Annotated in this window: 20 protein-coding genes and 1 tRNA gene (1 of these 21 only partly in view); 11 read left to right on the top strand and 10 right to left on the bottom strand. The window is 68.3% G+C overall.

Annotation, left to right across the window (positions count from 1 at the left end):
* Window positions 1-58: 58 nt before the first annotated feature.
* Entirely contained in the window at window positions 59-1,432 is a 1,374-nt protein-coding gene (gene radA, locus BLP88_RS07250; RefSeq protein ID WP_074588070.1) for a DNA repair protein RadA, read from the bottom strand.
* 37 nt (window positions 1,433-1,469) lie between these two features.
* The gene (locus BLP88_RS07245) at window positions 1,470-2,597 is read right to left on the bottom strand and encodes an FUSC family protein (protein ID WP_074588069.1); all 1,128 of its coding nucleotides are present in this window, start codon (window positions 2,595-2,597) and stop codon (window positions 1,470-1,472) included.
* 211 nt (window positions 2,598-2,808) lie between these two features.
* Between BLP88_RS07245 and pstS the strand changes: the two genes are divergently transcribed.
* The 4 genes from pstS to pstB all read left to right on the top strand — a co-directional run bounded on the left by pstS (window position 2,809) and on the right by pstB (window position 6,931).
* On the top strand, window positions 2,809-3,927 hold the full coding sequence (gene pstS / locus BLP88_RS07240) for a phosphate ABC transporter substrate-binding protein PstS (RefSeq protein ID WP_074588067.1): 1,119 nt from the start codon (window positions 2,809-2,811) through the stop codon (window positions 3,925-3,927).
* Between the two features lie 137 nt (window positions 3,928-4,064).
* The gene (pstC, locus tag BLP88_RS07235; protein ID WP_074588131.1) at window positions 4,065-4,997 is read left to right on the top strand and encodes a phosphate ABC transporter permease subunit PstC; all 933 of its coding nucleotides are present in this window, start codon (window positions 4,065-4,067) and stop codon (window positions 4,995-4,997) included.
* Window positions 4,997-6,106 carry a phosphate ABC transporter permease PstA gene (pstA, locus tag BLP88_RS07230; RefSeq protein WP_074588066.1) on the top strand — a complete coding sequence of 370 codons (1,110 nt, stop codon included), beginning with the start codon at window positions 4,997-4,999 and terminating at the stop codon, window positions 6,104-6,106. The genes pstC and pstA overlap by 1 nt, the downstream gene beginning before the upstream one ends.
* A gap of 45 nt (window positions 6,107-6,151) precedes the next feature.
* Window positions 6,152-6,931, top strand: a complete 780-nt coding sequence (gene pstB, locus BLP88_RS07225; protein WP_074588065.1) for a phosphate ABC transporter ATP-binding protein PstB — start codon at window positions 6,152-6,154, stop codon at window positions 6,929-6,931.
* Window positions 6,932-7,080: 149 nt separating this feature from the next.
* Here the strand turns inward: pstB and BLP88_RS07220 are convergent, their stop codons facing one another.
* The 3 genes from BLP88_RS07220 to BLP88_RS07210 are packed head-to-tail and all read right to left on the bottom strand — an operon-like array spanning window position 7,081 to window position 10,137.
* Entirely contained in the window at window positions 7,081-8,610 is a 1,530-nt protein-coding gene (locus BLP88_RS07220) for a tripartite tricarboxylate transporter permease (RefSeq protein ID WP_074588064.1), read from the bottom strand.
* Window position 8,611: 1 nt separating this feature from the next.
* The gene (locus BLP88_RS07215) at window positions 8,612-9,127 is read right to left on the bottom strand and encodes a tripartite tricarboxylate transporter TctB family protein (RefSeq protein ID WP_074588062.1); all 516 of its coding nucleotides are present in this window, start codon (window positions 9,125-9,127) and stop codon (window positions 8,612-8,614) included.
* On the bottom strand, window positions 9,124-10,137 hold the full coding sequence (locus BLP88_RS07210) for a Bug family tripartite tricarboxylate transporter substrate binding protein (RefSeq protein ID WP_074588061.1): 1,014 nt from the start codon (window positions 10,135-10,137) through the stop codon (window positions 9,124-9,126). The genes BLP88_RS07215 and BLP88_RS07210 overlap by 4 nt, the downstream gene beginning before the upstream one ends.
* Before the next feature lie 225 nt (window positions 10,138-10,362).
* Here BLP88_RS07210 and BLP88_RS07205 point away from each other — a divergent pair, with 225 nt between their 5' ends.
* From BLP88_RS07205 to BLP88_RS07190, 4 genes are all read left to right on the top strand, one after another.
* Window positions 10,363-11,994: a sensor histidine kinase gene (locus BLP88_RS07205; RefSeq protein ID WP_074588129.1), complete on the top strand. Its 1,632-nt coding sequence runs from the start codon at window positions 10,363-10,365 to the stop codon at window positions 11,992-11,994.
* Entirely contained in the window at window positions 11,991-12,695 is a 705-nt protein-coding gene (locus BLP88_RS07200; protein ID WP_074588059.1) for a response regulator, read from the top strand. Before BLP88_RS07205 ends, BLP88_RS07200 begins: the two co-directional genes overlap by 4 nt.
* A gap of 84 nt (window positions 12,696-12,779) precedes the next feature.
* Complete coding sequence (locus BLP88_RS07195; RefSeq protein ID WP_074588057.1) at window positions 12,780-13,403, top strand: carboxymuconolactone decarboxylase family protein; 624 nt, start codon at window positions 12,780-12,782, stop codon at window positions 13,401-13,403.
* A 10-nt stretch (window positions 13,404-13,413) separates the two neighbouring features.
* On the top strand, window positions 13,414-14,304 hold the full coding sequence (locus BLP88_RS07190) for an RNA polymerase sigma-70 factor (RefSeq protein WP_074588127.1): 891 nt from the start codon (window positions 13,414-13,416) through the stop codon (window positions 14,302-14,304).
* On the opposite strand, the gene BLP88_RS07185 is transcribed toward BLP88_RS07190, so the two are convergent.
* From BLP88_RS07185 to BLP88_RS07175, 3 genes are all read right to left on the bottom strand, one after another.
* Window positions 14,301-15,317: an inorganic phosphate transporter gene (locus BLP88_RS07185; protein ID WP_074588055.1), complete on the bottom strand. Its 1,017-nt coding sequence runs from the start codon at window positions 15,315-15,317 to the stop codon at window positions 14,301-14,303. The genes BLP88_RS07190 and BLP88_RS07185 overlap by 4 nt on opposite strands.
* Before the next feature lies 1 nt (window position 15,318).
* On the bottom strand, window positions 15,319-15,936 hold the full coding sequence (locus tag BLP88_RS07180) for a DUF47 domain-containing protein (RefSeq protein ID WP_074588053.1): 618 nt from the start codon (window positions 15,934-15,936) through the stop codon (window positions 15,319-15,321).
* A gap of 332 nt (window positions 15,937-16,268) precedes the next feature.
* The gene (locus BLP88_RS07175; protein ID WP_074588052.1) at window positions 16,269-16,928 is read right to left on the bottom strand and encodes a hypothetical protein; all 660 of its coding nucleotides are present in this window, start codon (window positions 16,926-16,928) and stop codon (window positions 16,269-16,271) included.
* A 196-nt stretch (window positions 16,929-17,124) separates the two neighbouring features.
* Between BLP88_RS07175 and BLP88_RS07170 the strand changes: the two genes are divergently transcribed.
* Window positions 17,125-17,197: transfer RNA gene (locus BLP88_RS07170), tRNA-Lys, on the top strand.
* Window positions 17,198-17,257: 60 nt separating this feature from the next.
* The gene (locus tag BLP88_RS07165; RefSeq protein WP_074588050.1) at window positions 17,258-17,737 is read left to right on the top strand and encodes a carboxymuconolactone decarboxylase family protein; all 480 of its coding nucleotides are present in this window, start codon (window positions 17,258-17,260) and stop codon (window positions 17,735-17,737) included.
* Between the two features lie 13 nt (window positions 17,738-17,750).
* Here BLP88_RS07165 and BLP88_RS07160 read toward each other — a convergent pair whose 3' ends face one another.
* Window positions 17,751-18,347 carry a VOC family protein gene (locus BLP88_RS07160; protein WP_074588048.1) on the bottom strand — a complete coding sequence of 199 codons (597 nt, stop codon included), beginning with the start codon at window positions 18,345-18,347 and terminating at the stop codon, window positions 17,751-17,753.
* Between the two features lie 52 nt (window positions 18,348-18,399).
* The gene (locus BLP88_RS07155) at window positions 18,400-19,041 is read right to left on the bottom strand and encodes a DNA alkylation repair protein (RefSeq protein WP_084110920.1); all 642 of its coding nucleotides are present in this window, start codon (window positions 19,039-19,041) and stop codon (window positions 18,400-18,402) included.
* A gap of 378 nt (window positions 19,042-19,419) precedes the next feature.
* Here BLP88_RS07155 and BLP88_RS07150 point away from each other — a divergent pair, with 378 nt between their 5' ends.
* Window positions 19,420-26,023 carry the 5' end (the start) of a Calx-beta domain-containing protein gene (locus BLP88_RS07150; RefSeq protein WP_139163320.1) on the top strand. Its footprint extends 22,526 nt past the window's final position, so only the first 6,604 of its 29,130 coding nucleotides appear in the window; the start codon lies at window positions 19,420-19,422; the stop codon falls past the right edge of the window.

Here is a 26,023-nt window from a genome sequence, read left to right as displayed (position 1 = left end):
ATGCAGGGCGGCCGCGCGACACCCCGCGCTGTTACCCTGCCGTGCCCGGGACGCACAGTCAGCTGATCAGCAGTTCCAGCGCCTCGGCCACGTGGGCCACCTCCCGCACAGAGAATCCTTCCGGGACCGGCCCCGGCCCGTTGGGGCTGGCGGGAACCACCGCGTGCGTGAAGCCCAGCCGCTGGGCCTCGTGGATGCGCTGGTTGATGCCCGGCACCGGACGTACCTCGCCCGCCAGGCCCACCTCGCCGAACGCGATGAGCCTTTGCGGCAAGGCCTTGCGGGACTTTGCCGAGGCCACGGCCAGGGCGACGGCAAGGTCCGTGGCGGGTTCGCTGAGCTTCACCCCGCCCACTGTGGCCACGTAGGAGTCGTCCTTGTGCAGCACGCAGCCGGCCCGCTGCTGCAGCACCGCCAGCAGCATCGAAACGCGTGAGCTGTCCAGGCCGCTGGTGGCCCGCCGCGGCTGTGAGTTGGCGCTTTCGGCCAGCAGCGACTGCACCTCTGCCAGCAAGGGCCGGCGGCCCTCCATGGTGACGGTGATGCAGGTGCCGGAGACGGGTTCACGGGTGCGGGAGACGAAAAGCCCGCTGGGATCGGCGAGGCCCTCGATCCCGGCCTCGTTCAGGTCGAAGCAGCCGACGTCGTCCGTGGCGCCGTACCGGTTCTTGACGGCGCGCAGCAGGCGGAGCCGGGAATGGCGCTCGCCTTCGAACTGGCACACCACGTCCACCAGGTGCTCCAGCAGGCGCGGGCCGGCGATGGAGCCGTCCTTGGTCACGTGGCCTACAAGGAGGGTGGTCATGTTGCGGCGCTTGGCGGCGCCGATGATCGATGCGGCCACTTCGCGGACCTGGGAAACGCCGCCGGCGCTGCCTTCCACTTCGGCGCTGCTGAGGGTCTGAACGGAGTCCACGATGAGCAGCTTGGGTTCGAGCTTCTCCACCTGCCCCAGCGCCTGGCCGAGGTCCGTTTCCGCCGACAAATAGAGGGTGTCCGCGAGGGCGCTGATGCGTTCGGCCCGCAGCTTCACCTGCGCGGCGGATTCCTCGCCCGTGACGTACAGGACGTCCTGGCCGGTGCGGGCGAACTTCGCCGCAACATCCAGCAGCAGCGTGGACTTCCCGACGCCGGGCTCCCCGGCCAGCAGGATCACCGCGCCCGGGACCAGGCCTCCGCCGAGCACCCTGTCCAGTTCGTCGACGCCGGTCGGCAGGAACGCCGCCGTCGTGCCGTCCACCTCGGCAATCCGGCGGGCGGGCTCCAAAACTGTTGCCGCCGCCGTCGTGCGCGCTACCGTGGCGCCGGATTCCTCAACGGTTCCCCACGCCTGGCACTCGCCGCAGCGGCCCACCCACTTGACGGTGGTCCAGCCGCATTCGGCGCATTTGAACGCGGGGGCCTTGGAGGGGCGGGAGGTCTTGGTAGCCATGCGTACAAGGCTAATTGAGGGGTGTGACAACAAACGCCTACAGCGGCGGCAGGGCGTCCCGGGCCTCGGCGGGCTCCATTCCGGCCGCCTCGAGCAGGTCCACCATGAGCGGGCGGAAAAGCATCACCACGGTTTCGCCCTCGAGTTTCTCCACGCTCAGCAGCTTGGGGTGCAGCCGGATGGCGATGTCCGCGAGGTCCTGCCGGGCGACGCGCATGTGGGCCCGGCGCGCGCCGTCGTGCACTTCCGCCAGGCCGAGGGACAGTTCGTCCACCGCCGCGGCGGTGTCCCGGAGCACGCCCGAGATGTTGTCCGTCGCCTCGTCCGTCAGGGCGGTGTGGTTGATGGCGCTGGTGAGCCGCCGGGCGAACACCCGGCTGTTGCGCAGGGCGAGGTCGATCGAGTCCAGCGAGGCCTCCATCGCGTTCAGTTCGTCGCGGTGCTTCCGGTACGCCGGCGCCAGCGTGGCCACCTCCCCGGCCGCGCGCAGGGACTGGCGCATCCGGTCCACCAGGGGCTGGCAGCTGCGGCCGCGGACAAGCGCGTGCCAGGCGAGCGTGGAGTCGCTGTCGATCATGGCGTCCGCACATTCACGCAGCACCTCCGCCAACTCGTGCAGCAGTTTCCGAACGTCCTGCCGCGGCTCCAGGCGGGGATCCTTCGGCACCAGCACCGTCACCAGCAGCGCGAAGACGCCCCCGACGACGGCGTCCAGGCTGCGGGTGAACGGGCCTCCCGGCGGCGCCGGGAGCAGGACGACCAGCAGCGACTGCAGGCCGAGCTGGGTGGTGAAGATGGTGCCGCTGTCCAGGAAGCGGGCCAGCAGGATCGAGAAAAGCAGGACGACGGCGGCCTGCCACACCCCCGAGCCGAGCCAGTGCACCAGCAGGTCGCCCACCACGATGCCCAGGGTGCAGCCAAGGCCCACCTCCATCACCCGGCGCAGGCGGGGGTCGCGGGAGAAGCCGAGGGCGATCAGGGAGGACGTGGCTGCGAAGAGCGGGCCGGTGTGGCCGAGGATGTGTTCGGCGAAGGCGTAGGCGCCCACGGCGCAGACCGTCATCTGGACGGCGGGAACCATGGATTTCCTGCTCCGCGTGATGCCGGTACGCAGCCTTGTCCGGAGAAATTTCGAAGTGGCTGAGAGTCCAGGCCGGGCATCCATGCCTCAAGTCTATTCAGGAGCAAAGGCGCAAGGGCGGCGCCGCATATGTAAGCGAATGGTCCGCTTCCGTTCACCCTCCGTTCACCTTGGACCGCCGATCCCGTTACCTGAGGCTCTTACCGTCGATCAAGGTACAAAACGAGTACGAATCTCCCAACAGCCGACCCTCCATCGGCACGCATCTGAGAATCCCTGGAAGGGGTACATCAAAGTGAAGGCAACTCGCTTCGGCCGCAACGCGGCAATCGCGGTCATCGCAGCTGGCGCCCTGGCGCTCACCGCTTGTGGTTCCGACAACCCGGCCGGCGCCAACACCGCCGCCCCGTCTGCCGCCGGCGCCAAGGTCACCGGCACCCTGACCGGCATCGGCGCCTCCTCGCAGGGCGCGGCCATGGATGCCTGGAAGACCAACTTCGCTTCCGCGAACCCGGGCGCCACCGTGCAGTACTCCCCGGACGGCTCCGGCGCGGGCCGCAAGGCCATCATCGACGGCTCGGCACAGTTCGCCGGCTCCGACGCCTACCTCAAGGACGAAGAACTCGCCGCTTCCAAGGCCAAGTGCGGCCCCGACGGCGCCATCGACATCCCGGTCTACATCTCCCCGATCGCCGTGGCCTTCAACCTGCCCGACATCACCGAGCTGAAGCTTGACGCCGCCACCGTGGCCAAGATCTTCCGCGGCCAGATCGCCAAGTGGAACGACCCGGCAATCGCCGCCCTGAACCCGGACGCCAAGCTCCCGGACCTCAAGGTCACCCCGGTGAACCGCTCGGACGACTCGGGCACCACCAAGAATTTCACCGAGTACCTCTCCGCCGCAGCCGCTGACGTCTGGACCGACAAGGCCGACGGCGTGTGGCCGGCTTCCCTGAAGGGCGAGAACGCCAAGGGCACCTCCGGCGTCGTCAAGACCGTCACCGACACCCCCGGTGCCGTGACCTACGCCGACGACTCCGCCGTCTCCGGCAAGCTGGGCACCGCCCAGATCAAGGTCGGCAGCGAGTTCGTGAAGATCTCCGCCGAGGCCGCCGCCAAGGCCGTCGAAATCAGCAAGCAGGCCGACGGCCGCGCCGCCACCGACTTCGCCATCAAGCTGGACCGCAAGACCACCGAGGCCGGCGTCTACCCGGTTGTCCTGGTCTCCTACCACGTCGTCTGCACCACCTACGACAAGAAGGAAACCGCGGACCTCGTGAAGGCCTTCGAGAGCTACGTTGTCTCCGAGGAAGGCCAGAAGGCCGCCGCCGACGCCGCCAAGTCCGCTCCGCTGTCCGCGGCGCTGCAGGAGAAGGCCAAGGCCGCCATCGAGTCCATCAAGGCCAAGTCCTAAGGACCCCTTCGGGCCGGCGGCACCAGCCCGGTGCCGCCGGCCCGGAAACCGCAGTTCCCTGTCCCGCCGCAGACGGCATACCGCCCGAGGCGGGGCAGGGAACTTGGCCATTTTCCGCACAGATGCTGAAGGTAGACGTGACCACCAACTCCTTGACCACTTCCCAGGGCGCCGGCCGCGCCGGGGACAAGGTCTTCTCCGGAGCCGCCCTGACCGCGGGATGCCTCATCCTCGCCGTCCTGTTCGGCGTCGCACTTTTCCTGGTTGTCCAGGCCATCCCGGCCTTCGTGGCCCCGGCGGCCGACATCCAAGGCGGCCAGGGCTTCATCGCCTACATCTGGCCGATCGTCCTGGGCACGCTCATCGCGGCCCTGATCGCCCTGGTGATCGCCACCCCCGTGGCTATCGGGGTGGCCCTGTTCATCTCGCACTATGCCCCGCGCCGCCTCGCCTCCGGCCTGGGCTACGTGATCGACCTCCTCGCCGCCATCCCTTCCGTGGTGTACGGCGCCTGGGGTGCCGCCTTCCTGGCCAAGGAAATCGCCCCGGCCTACGACTGGCTGGCGAACAACCTGGGCTGGTTGCCGATCTTCCAGGGGCCGGCCTCCGCCACCGGCAAGACCATCCTGACCGCCGGCATCGTGCTGTCCGTCATGGTGCTGCCGATCATCACCTCCCTGAGCCGCGAAATCTTCCTGCAGACCCCCAAGCTGCATGAGGAAGCCGCGCTCGCCCTCGGCGCCACCCGCTGGGAAATGATCAAGATGGCCGTGCTGCCGTTCGGCCGGCCCGGCATCATCAGTGCCGTCATGCTCGGCCTGGGCCGCGCCCTCGGCGAAACCATGGCCGTGGCCCTGGTGCTCTCCTCCGGCGTCCTGACCGCCAGCCTCATCCAGAGCGGCAACCAGACCATCGCCGCAGAAATCGCGCTCAACTTCCCGGAGGCCAGCGGCCTGAAGGTCAACACCCTGATCGCAGCCGGCCTGGTGTTGTTCGTCATCACCCTGGGCGTGAATATGGTGGCGCGCTGGATCATCACCAAGCACAAAGAATTCTCGGGAGCGAACTAATGACCCTCACAGCCCCCGTAACCCGCAAACGCTCCGCGCTGACCAAGGGCCAGCTGCCGGGGTACGCACCGTACGTGGTGCTCGCCGTCGCGCTGGTGCTCGGTGCCGCCATCCTCGCCCTCATCGGCTTCAACGTCCTCAGCTGGGGCGTGGTTTCCGCGATCCTCTTCACCGTGGGCCTCGTGTCCTGGAGCGGCGCAGTGGAAGGCGCCCGCAAGGCCAAGGACAAGCTGGCCACCTGCCTGGTGGTCGGGGCGTTCCTGGTGGCGCTGCTGCCGCTGGTTTCGGTGATCTGGACTGTGCTGGTCAACGGCATCCCCGGCATCATCACCCCCGGCTTCCTCGGCACCTCCATGAACGGCATCACCGGCACCCTCGACAACAAGAGCGTCGACGAGGGCACCAGGGTGCTTGGCGGCGTCTACCACGCCCTGCTCGGCACCGTGCAGATCACCCTGCTGGCCACCGTCATCTCGGTACCGGTGGGCCTGCTCACCGCGATCTACCTGGTGGAATACGGCAACGACCGCCCCCTGGCCCGTGCCATCACCTTCTTCGTGGACGTCATGACAGGCATCCCGTCGATCGTGGCCGGCCTGTTCGCCGCGGCGTTCTTCTTCGCCCTCGTCGGGCCGGGCACCAAGACCGGTGCGGTCGCCGCCGTCGCGCTCTCCGTCCTGATGATCCCGGTGGTGGTGCGCTCCAGCGAGGAAATGCTCAAGATCGTCCCGAACGAACTGCGCGAGGCCTCCTACGCGCTGGGCGTGCGGAAGTGGCGGACCATCCTGAAGGTGGTCATCCCGACGGCGATCTCCGGCATCGCGTCCGGCGTCACCCTTGCGATCGCCCGAGTGATCGGTGAAACTGCTCCCATCCTGGTCACCGCCGGTTTCGCCACCAGCATCAACAACAACGTCTTCGGCGGCTGGATGGCCTCGCTGCCTACGTTCATTTATACGCAGATCCTCAACCCCACCTCGCCCTCCAACCCCGGTCCCTCGGACCAGCGGGCGTGGGGCGCGGCTCTGGTGCTGATCATCCTGGTGATGCTGCTGAACCTCGCAGCCCGCTTGATCGCACGGATCTTCGCCCCCAAGGCCGGCCGATGAGCGGCCGCCGCCATATTCTTCCCACCACTGCATTGAAGGAACACCATGTCTAAGCGGATCGACGTCAAGGACCTGAACGTCTACTACGGCAATTTCCTGGCCGTCGAGGGCGTCAACATTAACATCGAGGCCAAGTCGGTGACGGCTTTCATCGGTCCGTCCGGCTGCGGCAAGTCCACCTTCCTGCGTACCCTGAACCGCATGCACGAGGTCCTTCCGGGGGCGCGTGTGGAGGGCGAGGTGCTGCTCGACGGCGACAACCTCTACGGCCCGGGCGTGGACCCGGTGACCGTGCGCACCCAGGTGGGCATGGTCTTCCAGCGGCCCAACCCGTTCCCCACCATGTCCATCCGCGACAACGTGCTGGCCGGCGTGAAGCTGAACAACAAGAAGATCTCCAAGGGCGAGGCCGACGCCCTGGTGGAGAAGTCCCTGCGCGGCGCCAACCTCTGGAACGAGGTCAAGGACCGGCTGGAGAAGCCCGGCTCCGGCCTGTCCGGCGGCCAGCAGCAGCGCCTCTGCATCGCCCGCGCCATCGCCGTGGAGCCGCAGGTCATCCTGATGGACGAGCCCTGCTCCGCGCTGGACCCCATCTCCACCTTGGCCGTCGAGGACCTCATCAACGAGCTCAAGGACCAGTACACCGTGGTGATCGTGACCCACAACATGCAGCAGGCTGCCCGCGTCTCGGACAGGACGGCGTTCTTCAACATCGCCGGCACCGGCAAGCCCGGCAAGCTGATCGAGTTCGCGGATACCACAACGATCTTCAATAACCCTGCCCAGAAAGCCACGGAAGACTACGTCTCCGGCCGCTTCGGGTGACCGCCTCCCATCGATTGCTGCGTAGACGTCGTTCTGGTCCCTGATAACGACATCTGCTCAGCAGTCGATGGGCCCCTTAAAGCCCGACGGCGGGCGGCACCTTGGGGGTGCCGCCCGCCGTCGTTCCTTAACCGGGAGCCGGAGGCCGCTTATGCGTGGATCTGGTCCTCCACGTGCATCGCACCGGGTTTCTGCGGCCTGAACTTCCGCCACAGCCGGATGAAAAGCGGCAGGGCCAGCAGGATGACCACGAGGATGTAGACCACCACGCCGACCGGCTCGTTGAAGAGTCCGGAGACGTCCCCGCCGCTGAGTTGCAGCGACTTGCGCAGCTGGCCCTCGATCCGCGGGCCGAGGATGAGGCCGATGATCAGGGGAAGCACCGGCAGGCCATAGCGGCGCATCGCAAAGCCGAGGGCGCCGAGCACCAGCAGCAGGACCAGGTCGAAGGCCTGCATGTTGACCGAGAAGGCACCCAGGGTAGCGAAGAACAGGATCCCCGCGTAAAGGTACGGGCGCGGGATCTGCAGCAACTTGGCCCAGAGCGGTGCCATGGGCAGGTTGATCAGCAGCAACAGCGTATTGCCGATGAAGAGGCTGGCGATCAGGCCCCACACGAGAACCGGCTCGTTCTCGAACAGCAAGGGGCCGGGCTGGATGCCGAACTGCACCAGCGCCGCCAGCATCACCGCCGCCGTCGCGTTGGTGGGCAGGCCGAGGGCCAGCAGCGGGGTCAGGGTGCCCGCGGCCGAGGCGTTGTTCGCCGCTTCCGGTCCGGCCACGCCTTCGATGGCGCCGTGCCCGAATTCCTCGGGGTGCTTGCTGAGCTTCTTCTCTGTCACGTAGGACAGGAAGGTGGGAACCTCGGCGCCGCCCGCCGGCATGGCGCCAAAGGGGAAACCGAAGGCGGTGCCGCGCAGCCACGGTTTCCAGGAACGGCGCCAGTCCTTCTTGCCCATCCATGGCTGGCCCACCGGGATGGTCTCCATTTTGTTCCGCCGCAGGTGGGCGGCGATCCAGAGGGCCTCGCCGACGGCGAAGATGGCCACGGCCACCACCACAATATCGATGCCGTCAGACAGCAGCGGGATGCCGAACACCAGGCGCTGCTGGCCGGTCACGGGGTCCAGGCCCACGAGCCCGATCGCCAGGCCAAGGCCCAGCGAGGCGAAGCCGCGGATCTTGGACGAACCGAGCACCGCGGTGACCGTCAGCAGGCCCAGCACCATGATGGCCAGGTAACTGGACGGGCCAAGGCTCACCGCGAACTTCACCACGAACGGTGCGCAGACGGCCAATAGCGCCGTGCCGATGGTGCCGGCCACGAAGGAGCCGATGGCCGCCGTCGCGAGGGCCTGCGCGGCCCGGCCGGCTTTGGCCATCTTGTGGCCTTCGATTGCGGTGATGACCGTGGAGGATTCGCCCGGCGTGTTGAGCAGGATGGAGGTGGTGGAGCCGCCGTACATGCCGCCGTAATAGATGCCGGCAAACATGATGAGGGCACTGGTGGGGCCGAGGTTGTACGTCACCGGCAGGAGCAGCGCCACAGCCATCGCGGGTCCGATGCCGGGCAGCACGCCCACGGCGGTGCCCAGGAGCACGCCGATGCAGGCGTACAGCAGGTTCATGGGCGTCAGCGCGGTGCTGAAGCCCTGCATGAGGAGATCGAGGGTATCCATGTCAGAGAACTCCTGCCAGGATTCCGGCGGGAAGCTTGATGCCCAGGCCGAAGTAGAAACCGTAGAAAGTGGCCAGCGCCAGGCCCAATGAGATGAGCCCGTCCCGGATGTAGTGGCGGCTGCCCAGGGCCCAGACGCTTCCCCAGAAAAGCACCGTGCCGGAAATGACCCAGCCGGCGGCGTCGATCAGCAGGATGTTCAGCACGAAGGCCCCCACCAGGGGAAGGACGGTCTTCCAGTCCGAGGGGTGGGTCAGGTCCACATCCTCGCCCTCCTCCGCCTGGCCCCGGCCGCCGCGCAGCACATTGACGGCCAGCGCCGCGGCGGAGACCAGCAGCAGGACTCCAATGACGAGCGGCATGGTGCGCGGACCCACTGGATCGGACTGGGAGTACGGTGCGGCAATGCGGGATGCGTCCACGAGGACGACGGCGCCGGCCGCCCCGAGCAGGGCAGCGATGCCAAGCTCGGAGCGGCCTTTGCTTGCCGGAGTTCCGGCGTCAGTTTTTTGGCTCACGCCAGCCCCAGCTTCGAGAGGACGTCGGCGACCCGCGTGTCCTGTTCCTTCAGGAAGGTGCTGAATTCTTCGCCGGTGATGAAGGCGTCGGTCCAGCCGTGGTCCTTCAGGGCGGCCTTCCATTCGTCGGTGCCGTGCATCTTGGTCAGGGCGGCCACGATGCGGTCACGGTCGGCGTCGCTAACACCCGGAGGGGCCACGATGCCGCGCCAGTTGGTGAATTCGAGGTCGATGCCGGATTCCTTGAAGGTGGGGGCGTCGACGCCTTCCAGCCGCTCTGCGCCGCTGGTGGCCAGGACGCGTACGGAACCGGTCTTGATCTGCTGGATGTATTCCCCGGCGCCGGACGCGGCGAAGCCGATCTTGTTGCCGAGGATGGCGGGCAGGAGGTCGCCACCGCCGTCGAAGGAGACGAAGTTGACCTTCTTGGGATCGATGCCCACGGCCTGTGCCAGCTGCATGGGGAGCAGGTGGTCCGGGCCGCCCGGGCTGGAGCCGCCGCCGACGGCCAGCTTGGACGGATCCTTCTTCCACGCGTCAACCAGTTCGCCGATGGTCTTGTACGGAGAATCCTTGGGGACCATGATGGCGCCCGGTTCCTGGATCAGGCGGGCCAGGGGAGTGGTGGCGGTCAGCTTGGCTTCGGACTTGTTGGTGTAGCTCGCGCCCACCACACCCAGGCCCATCAGCATGGTGAGGTCCTTGTTGCCTTTTTCGTTGACGAGGCGGGCCAGGCCCACCGTGCCGCCGGCGCCGGCGAGGTTGAAGACCTCCACGTTGGTGGCGGTCTTGGTGTCGTTCATGACCTTGGCCGCGGTGCGGGCGGTGGTGTCATAGCCGCCGCCTGCGGTGTTGGGGACCATGATTCGCAGCCCGGTGAGCGGGCCCGAATCCGCAGCGCTTCCGCTGGTGGCGGCGGAGCCACCGCCGCTGGTGACGCCGCAGCCGGTGGCCGCGATTGCAAGTCCTGCAGCGACGGCAATGGCGCGCAGTGCGTTCAATCGACGCATCTTGTGTTCCTCTTCTCATCATTGGTGGGAGTTGCATTCACCGTATGACTTGACGTGACGCCGGTCACGCTTGTGTTCTCAAAGATTGTTTTGTTCATTGTGGTCATGGGCCCTTGGCGTCCCGCGGCCGGATAATGAAGGGGAAACCCCAGCCGAAGGAACCCCGTGCCCGAAGACGTGCAGCCCGTGCAGCCCGGCAACCCGCATCCCCGCCGTAGGCACCGCCTGTCCCTCGCCGGCCAGTACCTGGCCTTGCAGTTGCTGATCGTCCTCGCGGTCTTGCTGGGCGTCGTCGCGATTTCCCTGGTGCAGTCCGCCGCGGCCTTTGAGCGGGTGGAGGGCCGCCGGGCGCTTGCGGTGGCGGAATCCCTCGCCGCGAACCCCACCGTCCGTTCGCTGATTCCGACGGCGGAACCCCGGCAGGGGGCCGCCCTGCCGTCGGTTGCCGAGTCCATGCGCACGGTATCCGGCGCCAGCATCGTCATCCTGGCCAAGACGGACGGCACCATCCTGACCTCGCCCGAGGACCCCGCCGCCGTGGGGACCCCGTTGCCGCTGGGCGGCAGCACGGTCCTGCAGGGCCGGGCCTGGACCGGGGCCATGGACGTCGGCGGCAGCCCTTCCCTGATGGCCCACGTCCCGGTGCTCGACGACGCCGGACACACGGTGGGCATCGTCGCCGTCGGGCGCCAATATCCTTCAGTGCTGGAACGCTTCGGCGAGACGGTACCGGACCTGCTGGTGTACCTGGGGGTCTCCCTCGCGCTTGGCGCGGCCGGTTCGCTGCTCCTGTCCCGCCGCGTCAAGCGGCAGACCTTCGGCCTGGAACCGGGGGAGATCGCCGGCCTGGTGGAGCACCGCGAGGCGATCCTGCACGGCGTCAAGGAAGGGGTGATCGCCCTGGACCCGCAGGAGCGGATCACCGTGGCCAACGAGAGCGCCCGCGAGTTCCTGGGCCTGCCGGAGGACTGCGTGGGCCGCAGCCTCGGCGAGCTGGGCGTACAGCGGCAGCTCCGGGAAGACCTCACCACGGAGCAGCCCGAGCCGGACCGCCTGCTCCTGGTGGGGGAGCGGCTGGTGGTCCTTAACCGCAAGCCGGTCACTGCCCGCGGCAGGGTGATCGGCTCCGTGACCACCCTGCGTGACCGCACCGAGCTGTCCTCGCTGGAGAAGGAACTGGGCCGCACGCGCAGCACCACGGACACCCTCCGCGCCCAAACCCACGAGTTCGCCAACCAACTGCACACCATTTCCGGGCTCATCCAGCTGGGCGAGTTCGACGAGGTGGTCAGCTTCGTGGACGGCGTGAGCCTCAGCCGCAACAAGCTCTCGGACGACATCACTTCCCGCATCCACGACCCCGCGCTCGCGGCCCTGCTGATCGCCAAGAGCAGCCTGGCCGGGGAACGGAACGTAGCCCTGCAGCTGGACGCCGCGTCCCGCCTGGGCCGGGTGGACGAGGAATTCTCCCGCGACCTGACCACCGTCGTCGGGAACCTGGTGGACAATGCCATGGACGCCGCCGGCCTGAATGCTGCCGGCGGCGCTGTGACTGCTGCCAGCGGCTCCGCTGACGGCAAAGTCAGCGTCAAGCTTAGCGAGGAGGCAGGAACGGTGACGGTTACCGTGCGGGACTCCGGTCCCGGCGTCGCGCCCGCGGAACGGGAGGATATCTTTCGGCGCGGCTACAGCACCAAGGCGTCCGACGGCGCCGGCGGCCGCGGCTTCGGGCTACCCCTGACGCGTCTGGTGTGCCTGCGCCGTGGCGGCGACGTGGAAGTACACAACGACGGCGGCGCGGTCTTCACCGCGACGCTACGGAAAGCGGATCCGGCGAAAGGAAGCCCCACGGCATGAGCCCCACGGAAACGATCAGGGTCCTGGTGGTCGACGACGACTTCATGGTGGCCAAGGTGCATTCGGGCTTCGTCCGGCAGGTCCCGGGCTTCGAGGTGGTGGGCGCGGCCCATACCGGCGCACAGGCCGTGTCCGAGGCCCGGCGCCTGCAGCCGGACCTGGTGCTCCTGGACATCCACCTGCCGGACATCAACGGACTCGAGCTTCTGCAGCAGCTGCGCGACGTGGTGCCCGAACTGGACGTGCTGGTGATCAGCGCGGCCCGCGAGGTAGAAACCGTGCGGCGGGCGCTGCGTGGCGGGATCGTGCACTACTTGATGAAGCCGTTTTCCGCTGACGACCTGCACGAACGGCTCGAGCATTACCGCCAGAGCTACCAGGCGCTGTCGCCGGGCTCGGCCAGCGGGACGGCCGAGCAGGCCGATGTAAACCGGGTGTTCGGCCTGGGCGATACGGCGCGGCCGCTGCCCAAGGGCTTCAGCACGGAGACCCTGCGGCTGGTGGAGGAGCTGCTGCGCCGCACCTCCGACACTTCCGCCGGCGCCGACCTGTCCGCCACCGAGGCCGCGGACGCGCTGGGCACTTCCCGGGTCAGCGCCCGCCGCTACCTCGAATACCTCGTGGAGGAAGGCCGGGCCGTGGTGCAGCTGCGGTACGGCGGCATCGGCCGGCCGGAGCGCCGTTACAAACGCCAGGGCTAAGCTCCCGGCTCCGGGTTGTCACAGATCGCGCCCGGGCGGTGTCTTCATGTCGCAAGGCAAAGAAACCGACCCGCAGGAGGAATCATGACCACCCGGATCCCCGCAGCAGAGATCACTGGCCTTTACGGTGCCCTCATCAAGAAGTTCAGCACGAAGATGTTCGGCAAGGTGCCGGAGTCCCTGGGCGTTATGTGGCACAACCCGGCCGTGCTTAAGGCGTCCATGGGCATGGGGCAGAAGCTGCAGAAATGGAACAGCTGTGACGAGTCGCTGAAGTCCTACGCGCACATGGCGGTGGCCTCGTTGATCGGCTGCACTTGGTGCCTGGACTTCAACTACTTCATGGCGCACAACCACGGCCTGGACCTGGAGAAGGCGCAGCAGATCCCGCGCTGGCGCGATTCAGGGGTCTTCACGCCGTTGGAGCGGGACGTGCTGGAGTACGCCGAAGCCATGAGCAGCACTCCGGTTACCGTCAGCGACGAACTTGTTGCCCGGCTGCTGGACCAGCTTGGCGCGCCCGCGCTTGTTGAGCTGACCAGCGTGATCGGCTACGCCAACCTCACGACCCGCGGCAACGTCGCCCTCGGCATCGAGTCCGAGGGTTTCGCGGACGCCTGCGGGCTGAAGCCGCTCGCGGCGCCCGGTCTCGCGGCATCCGGTCTCCCGCGGCCCGCTGTCTCGCGGTCCCAGGCGGGCGCACGGTAGCGTGGCCGGCATGACCAGCTCCGGCGCCACCGACCTTTTCGTCACCCACCGCAGCCTGCTTTTTACCGTCGCCTACGAGATGCTCGGCTCCGCCGCCGACGCCGAGGACGTCGTGCAGGAAGCCTGGCTCCGGTGGGCCGATTTGGGCGCCGAAGCCCAAGCGGAGGTGCGCGATCCGCGGGCGTACTGCGTCCGCATCGTCACCCGCCAGGCACTCAACCGCTTGCGCACGCTGAGCCGGCGGCGGGAGGAGTATGTGGGGGAGTGGCTGCCCGAACCCCTGCTCACCGTGCCAGACGTGGCCGAGGATGTGGAGCTGGCCGAGAGCGTCTCGATCGCCATGCTCACGGTGCTCGAGTCGCTTGCCCCGGTGGAGCGGGCGGTCTTCGTGCTGCGCGAGGTCTTCGATGCGCCCTACGACGAGATCGCGGAAGCGGTGGGCAAGTCATCGGCGGCCGTACGCCAGATCGGCAGCCGCGCCCGCTCCCACGTTGCCGCGCGCCGCCCCCGCACGCAGGTGGGACGCACCGAGCAGCAGCTCGTCGTCGAACGCTTCGTGGCCGCGGTGACCACCGGGGATGTGCAGGGCCTCATGGACGTCCTGGCTCCCGACGTGGTCCTCGTGGCCGACGGCGGCGGCTTCGCCAATGCCGTGCGGGTGCCGGTGAACGGCGCGAAGAAGGTCATCAACCTGCTGCGGCCCTTCCCGCAGGTCGCTGTCGGCCCGCGGATCGCCCTGGTCTGGCTCAACGGCGGCCTCGGCGTCCGGATCGACGACGAGGTAGGCGGTCCGACCCTCGTCAGCCTGGAGATCGAGGACGGACGGATCGTGCGCATTTTCGCCATGCGCAACCCGCACAAGCTTGGCGGCGTGGCGACGGAAACCGAACTGGCGCGCTAAAGTTTCGCCAGGGGCGAGAACGCCAGCGCCAGGACAAAAGCCACCGCCGCCGTGACCAGCGGGGTGAGCAGCCAGAAGCCCAGGATCCGCAGCACCATGGGCCGGTGGGTGACGGAGAAGTTCTGGTTGGTCCCGGCGCCCAGCACCGCGGAGCTGAGGGTGTGCGTGGTGGACAGGGGCAGGTGCAGGCCGATCGCCCCGATGAAAAGCATCAGCGAGCTCAGGCTCTGCGCCACGAAACCGCGCAGCGGGTCGATGCGGATCAGTTTGTGGCCCAGGGTGTGCGAAATCCGCCAGCCGCCGAACAGGGTGCCGGCGGTCAGCAGCACCGCGGTCAGCACCACGGGCCACAAAGGCAACTCGCCGCCGTCGTACAGTCCCGCCGCAACACCGGCCAGCAGCAGCACCGAAATGGTGCGCTGGCCGTCCTGCAGGCCGTGGCCGAAGGCGACGGCGGCCGCGGAGACCGCTTCGGCCCGCCGGAAGCGGCTGTGCACCACGTCCGGCTGGGTGAAGCGGGCGGCCCAGGTGGCAGGCCAGACCAGCAGGTAGGCAGCGCCGAAGGCGATGGCGGGGGAGAGCACGAGCGGCAGGACCACCTGGAACAGCAGCGCGTTGTCCACGCCCCCGATCTCGTGCCCGCCCACCAGGATGCCGGCGGCACCGGCACCGGCGAAGCCGCCCACCAAGGCGTGCGTTGAGGACAGCGGGATGCCGCGCCACCACGCATAGATGCCCCACAGGATGGCTGCGGCGAGGGCGGAGGCCAGGATGGCCAGCCCGCTGACCCCGCCGGGCAGGTCGAACAGGGCCTGGCTGGACAGCAGGGCGAAGCCGCCGCTGAGCATGGCGCCGGCAAAGTTGAAGACGGCGGCCAGCAGGACCGCCACCGAGGCGGTCAGCGCCCGGGTCCGGACCGAGAGCGCGACGGCGGTGGAGACGTCGCGGAAGCCGTTGAGGAAGGCGAAGCCACAGGCCAGGGCCACCACCAGGGCGAAAAAGCCGATCGCCACGTCAGGCTTCCTTGACGATGATGCTGCCTACCTGGGTGGCCACCCTGCGCATGTCCTTGGTGACGTCCACCAACTGGTTGGCGATGTCCCGGTGGCGGGCGTACTGCGCGGCCTTCATGTCGCGGTACATCTCGGCCACCCAGGTCCGGTGGCTGCGCTCGGCCCGTTTGGCCAGGCGCAGGATTTCGATCCAGTAGTCTTCGAGCTCGTCCAGGTCGTCCAGGCGGCCCATGGCCTCGACCGTGAGCTCGGCCTGGCGGCTGATGATTTCCAGCTGGTCGGCGGCGCGCTTGGGCAGCCGGTCCAGCTTGTACAAGGCGACGAGTTCGCCCGCGGCGTCCAGTTTCTCCATGGCCTCGTTGAGGAAGCGGGAGAGGGCGTACATGTCTTCGCGGGGGAGCGGGTTGATGAAGCTGGTGCGCATGTGGGTGAGCAGCGCGAAGTGCAGGTCCGTGGACTTCGACTCGTGCCCGTGGAGTTCCTCGACGAGCCTGCCGTGCTCCGTGACGGGGGCTCCCAGGATTTCCGACAGTGTTCCGGTGGCTTCAAGGATCTGGCGCGCCATTTGGGAAAGAAGCTTCAGGCCTGCGGATTCCTGCGGGAAGAGGCGGAGCTTCATTGTGGTGCCCGTTCTGCGGAGCCGGCGGGATGTGCGGCGACGGGGATCGCATGACTTGACGCGGGAACGTTCACAGACACCAACTTTACGGCAGTGCTGCCTGCGTCCCGGACCTGCCCTCAGCCCGGGTCGGCCCCGCCTAACCGCACGATGGGCATAAAAATGGTGCCGAACCGGATACGCCTCTCGGCGGTAGGCCGCTCGAAGCGGCTATAAGTTGAAGCCCGGGGGTTTCGCGGTTCGACACCAGTTTCAGTTTTATACCTCGTCCAGATGAAGTCAACCTTGACAGATCCGCTCCGGAGTGCGTCTGGCGGACGGGACCTGCAGGATTAGTCCAGTTCGCCCAGCCGCCACGCGTTGGCCGCGTGCTCGAGGTCCTCGGCCGTTTTCACGAGCTGGTGCGAGCTCCTGGTGAGCTTGCTGGCGTGGCCTTCATTGGCGTGTTCGGCGCTGTCGGCGATGGTCGCCTGGCCCAACGCCACCACGCGGCAAAACGCGGCGGAACGTTCCAGCGCGACGTCGAAATCGCCGTCGAACGCGCCCGAAAGGATGGCGTCCGCCATCTGCTTCATCTCGTCCGCGCCCGGCGGCTCGGCGGCCCCCGCCACGACGTGCGAAACCTGCGCGGTATCCCTGCCGGCCTTGAAGTACACGGAAATCCGCTCGGAATTCTGCATGGTGGCGGCGCGCAGGGCGTAAAGCCGCCACAGCGCACCCGGGAGGGAGCGGGCCGGGCTCTCGGCCCACATTTCGGCGATGGCGTCCAGGCCCTGTTCGTCGGCCAGCTTGACCAGCCGTTTGGTGACCTTGGGATCGTCGCTGTCGCGGCCCCGCCGTACCAAGGCCTGCGCCGCGAGGTGGGCAGCCTCCGACACCCTCGCCGGGTCCGCGCCGCCCGCGAACGGCTCAAAATCGATCGGCGCGAAGGGCTTCGGCTTGTGATGCCTGGGTGCTCCGCTGGAACCGGTGGAGGCTGCTGGATCGCTCATGCCCCAACGCTACTCCTGTGCTTTCACTCGTGCACTCATGGGATGGCCGGTTTCGGGGCGGGCGCCCCGGTTTGTGCGGTCGGGTGCCTGTGGTTCGGTCTCCCGACGGCGGAGCTTGCCCCTGTGTCATGGCCTCCTTTGGTGTGCGGTAGAGTATTTATCGTCCAGAAATGGACTGGGCCGGCGTTGCCGGCAGGGGCCTTTAGCTCAGTTGGTAGAGCATCGGACTTTTAATCCGTGGGTCGTGGGTTCGAGCCCCACAGGGCCCACCCCTTCTTCTCCAAACCCGGCGGTCAGCGCCGCCCTGCGCTCCCGGCTATCCTCGGGATATGGATACGCGCCCCTTTCTGGACAAAGTCATGCCCGAAGCCTGGGACGCCGCGGAGGCCTACGCGGCCTCGATCAGCAAGGCCGTGCTGCAGCGCGGGCTCACCGCCCAAGAGGTCGAGTTCATCAAGGTGCGGGCCTCCCAGATCAACGGCTGCGCCTTCTGCCTGGACCTGCATTGCAGGCAAGCCCGGCATGCCGGCATACCGCAGCAGAAACTGGACCTGCTGCAGGCCTGGCGGGAGACCGACGTGTTTTCCGAGCGAGAGGCGGCGGTCCTCATGGTCGCCGAAGCGGCCACCAAAATGCCGCTGACCGAGGACAGCCAGGCGGACCTGGCGGCAGCCCGCAACGTCCTGGGCGAGGAGGTGTTCGTCGCCGCCGAGTGGGTGGCCGTCACGATCAACGCCTTCAACCGCATCTCAATCCTCAGCGGGCACCCCGTGCGGCCGCGCGACGCCGCCGGAAAACTGACCCACTGACTAGAAGCTGAAACTATTCCCAGGCGAACCCGTCCGGGTCGGCGAAGGCGCCCGCGTCCCCGTTGATCACCAGCCGGTGCGATCCCGTGCCGTCCGGTGAGACGCCCGCGGTCTTGGCAACCGCGCCACGTTTGTTGAGCGTCAGGGTGATGGGACCGGTGTTGAACTCGACGTATCTGCTTCCGAAGCTCTTCCCCACGGCGAGGCCGTGGTCGAGATAGAACTGCTTGCTGGCGGGCACATCGGCAACGCCCAGCTGGAGCACGACCGAGTCGATCTGCCGGGTGGCCGGACCACTGTCCTTCTTCGACGACGACGCGACCGTCCAGATGGTGCCGTCCGGGGCCTGGACTACGCCGCCGTATCCCCACAGCGACTTCGCGGCCGGTTTGAGTACAGTTGCGCCGGCGTCGAGCGCGCTCCCGATCAGGCCGTTGACGCTGGCCGGCTGGGAGACGACCAGGGACATGGTGAACCCGCGGAATCCGATGGTTGGGGCCTGCGATGCCCGGACCCGCACCCTGTTGCCCAGTCCGAAGGCGGCCGCATGGAAGGCTTCAGCCGCGGCGGTGTCGGCGACCTCGATGGTGACGGATTCGATGGTTCCCATGACGCACATCCTAGTGAGGTACCGGCGGAGCGCCGCCGTAAACTGGCCCGGCTTAGACGCCCTGGCGCCGCACCATCTCCTTGATCCAGACGGGCGCGAACGGGGAGGTGCAGTTCGGCGGCGTCGGATAATCCTTGAGCACTTCCAGGCGCTCGCCGATCCCGATGGCGCGATCGCGGTAGCCGGGGTGCTCGATCCCGATCTGGGCCAGGCAGGTGTTCATGGCCCATTGCAGCCGCTCCGGAGCGTCCTTCATCTGCGCCTCGATGACGTCCAGCAGCCCGGGAAGGTCCAGGACCTCCGGCTTCTTGACGACGCGTTCGCTTGTCAGGGCCCAGCCGGCGCTGGCGACCACCGGATCCGGATCGGCGAACCAGGCCTGGCGCAGTTCCTCGGTATGCGGGCTTTTCTTCACCACGTAGTTCACCAGCCAGTCCTGCACTTTCGGGGTGCGGGCCTGGCGCAGCATGGCGTCGAGCTCATCCCTGCCGAACGCCTTAGGGCGGCAGATCAGCAGCGCCAGCAGTCTGGCGGCGGTGTCTTCCGTGGCCCAGAGTTCCAGGGCGAGGTCCTGCTGGATCTTCAACCGCTTCGCGACCGCGCGCAACTTGCCGAGGTTCACGCCGTGGTCATCGCCGTGCCGTTCGTTCACCTCGCGGGCTTTGGGGTCCTCGAGGGCGGCCAGTTCGGCCATCACTTCGGCAACAATCGTTCCGTTGAGGGTTGCCTCGGCCACGTCAGCCTCCTGTCGTCGGGTCCAGTTTCAAGCGTACCGGCGGCCGGTTTTCGAGCATGAAGTCTTATTTTTTGAAACGAATAACATCGGCGTGTCGCGGCTGCGACGCGCCGAGGGAATTCCTAAAGGGTATTGACTTAAAAATCCGCACAGGAATACTCTCCCGCTTGGGTCGATCAAAACGGCCCGCATCCGGTCCGGACGGAGCCTCTGGGGCGTTCCGGAGAGCGTGAATTGTCGTGGTCTCGCTGGGAGGGGCCGCGCGCGCCGGACACCAGGCCTTGTTGCCTGGATGCAGGCGCATTCTGGGGGTTTACGTCCGCGAGGATGCACGCGATGACATGGACTGTGCTGGGGCCGGCCCTGCGGCGGATAGTCTCCGCTGCGGTGACGCTTTGCATGGTGGTTGCCTTCAACCTTCCGTCTGCCATTCCGGCCGCCGCCGCTTCCGCGGCGGGCCTTTCGCGTGCTTCAGGCCCTGCAGAATTCGTGCTGTTCGAGGGCGAGCACCAGGACGCCGCGTACACCGCTGGCGCCCAGTCCGGCGCCACAATCTCGGCCGCGGACCTCGCCGCAGTGCAGGGTTCCGCGGCGGCCCAGTGGCCTGGCTGGAACGTCGGCGGCGCCTCGGTCTTCCTGCAGGACCTGCCCGGCGACGCACTCGCCATCACCTCCGGGAACAGCATCGCGGTTGACCCGACGGCGGCCGGCTGGGGCTGGTCCGCCACCACCGGTGCACCGGCCCAGGGAACCATGGACCTGCTGACTGTCCTCGCGCACGAGTACGGCCACATCGCCGGATTCGCCGACATCGAAGGCGGAGCCGATCTGATGACCCGGACCCTCAACCCGGGGGAGCGGCGCTTCAACGGCCCAGAGCGGATGTACCGGGCACCGGCCGCTGAGCCCGCGCCCGAACCGGCGCCCGCCGTCGAACCGGCAACCGAACCCGCCGTCGAGCCGGCAACCGTACCCGCCGTCGAGCCGGCGCCCGCAACCGAGCCGGAGACCGCTCCGGCCGCCGAAGCCTCCACCGAACCCACCCCTGCACCGGTTTCCGCGGCCGGAGTCTCCGTGACGGCAGAGTTGCTTTCGGAACCGGCTCCGGCGCCCGGAAGCGAGCCCGCACCCACAAGCGCCCCGGCGCCCACAAGCGCCCCGGCGCCCACAAGCGCCCCGGCGCCCGTAAGCGCCCCCGACACAGCACCCGCTGCCGAACCAGCCCCGGAAGCAGCCACCACCTGGGTCCTGGCCATGACCGGCCCCTCGGCGGCCCTGGTCTTCAACGCGGACGGCACGGCCACCTTCGGCGGAGAAACCCGCAGCCTGGCCGGCATCAGCGCAATCAACGTCACCGGCACCGCGGGCGACGACACCTTCACGGTCGACCGCGGCACGAACAACCCGGGCATCATGGTGACCTTCGACGGCGCCGCCGGCTTCGACACCCTGGTCACGGCCGGCATCACCGCCAGCAGCCGTTCCGTCGCCGCCGATCCGCACTCGGGCACCTTGTGGCTGGATTCCACGGTGGTCAACTACCTCAACATCGAACCCATCGCCTCGGGCGACGCGAGCAACGCCGTCTACGAACTAACCGGCGGCGACGACACCGCCACTCTCACGCTCAACGGCGGCGGCCTGCTGGAACTGAGCGGCGCCACCTTCGAGACCGTGGCCTTCGCCGCCCCCACCACCTCGCTGACCATCAAGGGCGGGGCCGGCAAGGACAAGATCACCATCTCCGGCACCATCGCCCTCGTGGCCGCCTGGCTGCTCATCCAGATGGAACTCATCGAGGTGGCCGACGACGCCGACATCACCACCACCGGCGACGTCACCCTCGAGGCAGCCGACTCGGTGACGGGCGGACCGGTCCTCGGCTGCCTCGTGGCCCTGGCGACGCATTGTGCCGAGGTCGCGGTTACCATCAACGGCGGCAACATCAGCGCCAACAACCTCAACCTCACCGCCGCCTCGAGCATCGTCCCGGACGCCAGCCACTTCGCCGCCTACGCCATCAACGTCGATTCCAAGGCCGCGGTGAACGTCACGGGCAACGCGCATCTGGCAGCAACCGGGGCCGTGGTCATGTCGGCCAGCTCCACGGTTGGCCCGGTGACGCTGAACAAGGACTATGGCGACCTCGCCATCATCTCCTCCGACGCCGCGGTCACGGTGGGCGGAAGCGCAGTGGTCACCGCCGGTTCGAACGTCACCATGACGTCCACCTCAACGGTCGACGCCGGAGCCACCCCGGGTTCGGCCGGCAAGGACGAAGGGGAAGCCGACTCTTCCGGCACCAGCACCTTCGACGCCGCCGTCGCCATTCTCACCGTGACGGCCAAGACCATCACCAAGGTGACCGGCACGGCGCACCTCGAGGTAGTCGGGGACCTCGCCCTCGCCGCCATCAACCACGCGGCGCTCACGGCCACCGGCGACGCGAGCGACGCCAACTCCGGTGCCGGCATCGCCGTCGCGAACCTGGACCAGACCACCACCGCCTTCATCGCCTCCACCAGCGCCACCCCGACCACGGCCGCCAAGCTCAACATCACTGCGGACTCGGAAGGCGCCAACACTTCCTCGACGAAGGCCGGGGTCGAAGGCTCGACGCAGAACGATAAGGACCCCAACTCGGCAGACCGCGGCAACGGCCAGGCCAACACCGCCGACGGCAACATCGGCATCGCCGGCGCACTCTCCGTGAACGTCCTGCACAGCCACACCGCCGCATTCATCTCCGGCTCCCGGGTCACCACCACCGGAGTGCAGCGGATCCACTCCGGCTCCAGCAACGGCGCCACGGCCACCGCGGACGGCAGCACCACCTCCGGCAGTGGACTGGGCGTCGGCGTCGCGGTCGGCATCAACGTGGTCACCCTGCTCACCGAGGCCTACCTGGCCGGCGGCGCCATCCTGAACGCGGGGGGCGTGGTCCTCGAAGCCTTCGGCCCGGCCGCCGCGAAGAACACCTTCTCCGCGGACTCCACCTCCGGCGCCGGCGGGGACGCCACCGTGGGCGTGGCCGGCTCCCTGGCCCTGAACATCATCACCGCCACCACCCTGGCCAACATCCGCGGTGCCGGCGCCAACCTCAACGGCTCGGACCTCACCCAGACGGCCAAGGCCAGCCACGAAAACAAGGCCAAGGCCAAGGCGAAGCAGTCCGGCGGCGGCTCGGTGGGCATCGGCGCCTCCGTGGCCATCAATATCATCAACAACGTCGTGGCGGCCGGGCTTGCCGTCAATGGCGTCCTCACCGCCGCGAAGAAGCTGGCGATGAACGCCACCACCACCGACGCCACCACCACCGAGGCCAGCGGCGGCGCGGCCGGCGGCAGCGCGGCAGTCCTCACCGGCGTCGTCGGCATCACCATCTCGAACGTCTCCACCAGCGCATCCGTCCGGCGGGGCAGCGCCCTCACCACCACCGGAAACATCACCGGCAAGGCCGACCAGACCGCCACCGTGGACAGCAAGGCCCTCGGCGCCACCACCGCCGGAGCCGGAGCCACCCTCGGTGCCGCGATCTCCTTCGCGCTCACTTCCGCCGAGCACCTGGTGGACTCCTCGCTCAACCGGAACACCACCTCCGGCGGCCTGATCAGCATGGAGGCGGACGGCACCTCCACCACCGCCACCGCGGCAACGGCCAGCGCGGCCGGCGCCGAGGGCGGCCAGAGCGCGGGCGGCAAGGACTCCTCCAACAAGGACAGCAAGCAAAAGTCGGACGCCCAGCTCGGCTTCGCCGACTCCAAGTCCACCTCCACCAACTCCAACGGCACCAGCACCCCGGCCGCCAAGAACGAGGACGGGACCACCGTGACCGTCGCCGCCGCGATCGCCCTGAACCTGGTCACCTCGACGACGACGGCGCTCGCCGCCGCCGCGGCCGGCCAACCTGCCATCGTGGTCACCGCCGCCGGGGCCGTCACGTTCAAGGCACTCAACAACACCGACGCGAAGGCCGTGGCCGACGGCTCGGCGAGCAACGGCAGCTCGGTGACCATCGGCGCCGGCCTGGCCATCAACAAGGTGATCCTGCGGAACGAGGCAAGCACCGGCGTCGGGACCGCAGTCACCGCAGGCGGCCTCAACCTCACCGCCGGCACGCGGCCGCTGGGCTCGGACACCGTGCACGCCTTCGAAGCGGACGCCAAGGCCGGGGCCTCGGGCAGCAGCGGCAACCTGGGCATCGCCGGGGCCTTCGCGCTGAACATCGTGGACCAGGACACCCTCGCCACCGTCCACGCCGACCCGACCCCCGCACCGCAGGCACCGGCGGCACCCGGCGTGGCGATCGTGGGCGGCGGTGCCGTGGCCATGAGCGCCAACTCGAACTCCACCTCCAACGCCAAGGCCAAGGCCAGCCAGTCCGGCAGCGGAACGGTGGGGATCGGCGCGGCCTTCGCGCTGAACCTCATCAACGACACCGTGTACTCGGGAATCGACCAGGTGGGAGATCCGACGCGCGGACCCCCGCTCACCGGAGCCGGAAACGTCACCATCGCAGGAACCACCGCGCACACCCTGACCACCACAGCCGAAAGCGGATCAGCGGGCGGAACAGTCAGCATCACCCCGGCAATCGCGATCACCATCGCCAACATTCTCAGCAGCGCCTCGCTTGGCGCCAGCACCACGGCCCTCACCGCCAGCGGCGCCGTGGACGCCCAGGCCACCCAGACCGTCAAGGCCACCACCACCGCCAAGGGCGACACCAAGGTGGGCGGCACCGCCGGCATCGGCGTTTCCCTCGCACTGGCAATCATCGACAACGACGTCGATTCAGGCAGTGCCCGCAGCATCACGGCAGGCGGCGCCGTCAGCTTCAAGGCCACCGGAACCTCGGACACCAAGACCACTGCCGAAGCCTCCGCGAAGGGCGCCTCGGCCAGCGAAGGCAGCAGCGGCGGCGGCAAGGACGTCAACAAGAAGGCCGACGACAACCTCGGCCAGGCCAAGAGCACCCAGTCTGCCGAAACCGGCAAGACCTCAAGCACCAGTTCCACTCCGAAGGCCGCCAGCAACGAGGACGGCGGAAGTTCGGTCTCGATCGCCGGTGCCATCGCCATCAACGTCGTGGCAACCACCTCGCGGGCCTGGCTCGCCAACGGCGTCACCATCAGCTCCGGCGGGATCGTCACCCTCAAGAGCCTGGCCAACACCGACGCCCTCGCCAACGCCAAGGGCGACAGCGCCGCGGACACGAGCGTGGGCATCGGCGCCGGCGTGGCCGTGAACAAGGTGGACATCGTCAACCGGGCCGTCACGGGCACCGCCACCATCACGGGCACCGGCCTGGTCCTCACCGCGGCCCTGACCGCCGGCGATACCAACGACGTGGTGCGGCGCTGGACCGGCAGCGAATGGAAGACCGTGGAAAGCGGGGCCGAACTTCCCGGCCCGTCCAAGGACGACCTCGCCTACGTCAAAACCAACGGCGGCACCGGCGGCAACGACGGCATCTACAAGTTCAACGGCAGCAACTGGACCATGGACCAGGACGTCACCATCACCAGCGGCGCCGCCTTCCCCGGTTCACCCTCCAGCGGCGACTACTTCCTCCTCACCACCGCCCACGACGGCCACCCGCGCAACAGCGTCTACAAGTACGACGGCAGCGAGTGGGACTTCGTCACCGCGGACACCTACGGGCAGAAGGAAGAACTGCCCAAGAACGACATCGAAGAGAACGACTGGTTCCAGCTGACGGCGCAGGACGGCGGCAACGCCCCCGGCTTCTACAAGCGCAACGGCTCCCAGCAGTGGGTGGCCCAGTCCGTGACCCTGAGCGACGGTGACCATTTCCCGGCCAGCCCCACAGCGGACCAGCTCTTCCGGCTCTGGGAGCACGAGATTTCCGCCACCGCCCGCGCCGGCGCCAGCAAGGCCTCCAGCGTCGGAGTCGCCGGCGCCCTGGCCCTGAACATCGTCACCAACACCACCGAAGCCGTGCTGCAGGCCGGTGCCTCGGCAACGCTCGGCGGCTCCGCCGTCGTGATCTCCGCCCTCAGCAACGAATACGACTACGCCAAGGCCAGCGGCAAAGCCGAGGTGGGCAGTGCCACGGGCGTCGGCGCCTCCGTCGCCCTCCAGGTCCTGGTGCCGTCCACCGTCCGGGCGGAAGCCGAAAACGGCGCCACCCTCACCGGCGGATCCTCCGTGACCGTGGACGCCTTCGGCTTCCGCGAGCTGGTCACCACGGCCGAAGGCGGGACGGCCGGCGGCACCGCGGTCACCCCGGTGGTGGCCCTGCTCATCAGCAAGGACGACCACGTTATCGCCCGCCTCGGCACCGGCTCCGCGCTGACCAGCTCCGGCGCCGTCAAGGTCACCGCCACCCACCTCAACCGGATCCGCACGGAAGGCAACGCCGAAGCGGCCGGCAAGGACACCGCCGTCGGGATCGACATCTCCATCAACGTGGCGGTCGGCTGGCAGACGACGGCGGAAATCGCCCGGAACGTCACCGGCGCCTCCGTGGACGTGGTGGCCTCCAGCGAAATCAAGAGCGAAGCGAAGGCCGTGGCCAGCGCCAAAGGCAGCAGCGAAAGCGATCCCAAGAGCGGCGACCAGAACGCCAACAGCCAGGTCAACGGCGACAACCCGAACACCAAGGACCAGGGCACCGGAACCCTCCCCAGCTCCAGCGGCGGCACCAACGGCAGCAACGGCGCCACCAACGCCAACGGCAAGGCCAGCAGCGAATCCGGCAGCGGGGGCGGCGGAACCGGAGTGGCCGGCGCCATCGCCGTCAACTGGGTGGTGATGGTCAACACCGCACGGATCACCGCCAACCGCACCGTCACCGCCACCGCCGGCGCCGTCACCGTCCGCGCCCTCAGCCACGTGGACGCCAACGCCCGGGCCATGGGCTCGGCCATCGACCTGCAGAACGACACCGGAGTGGGCGCCGCGATCGGCCTGAACG

The sequence above is a fragment of the Arthrobacter cupressi genome (genome assembly GCF_900099975.1).
Classification (GTDB): Bacteria; Actinomycetota; Actinomycetes; order Actinomycetales; family Micrococcaceae; genus Arthrobacter; species Arthrobacter cupressi.
The sequence above is the reverse complement of the archived record's forward strand: the minus strand, read 5'-3'. Positions and strand labels throughout refer to the sequence as shown.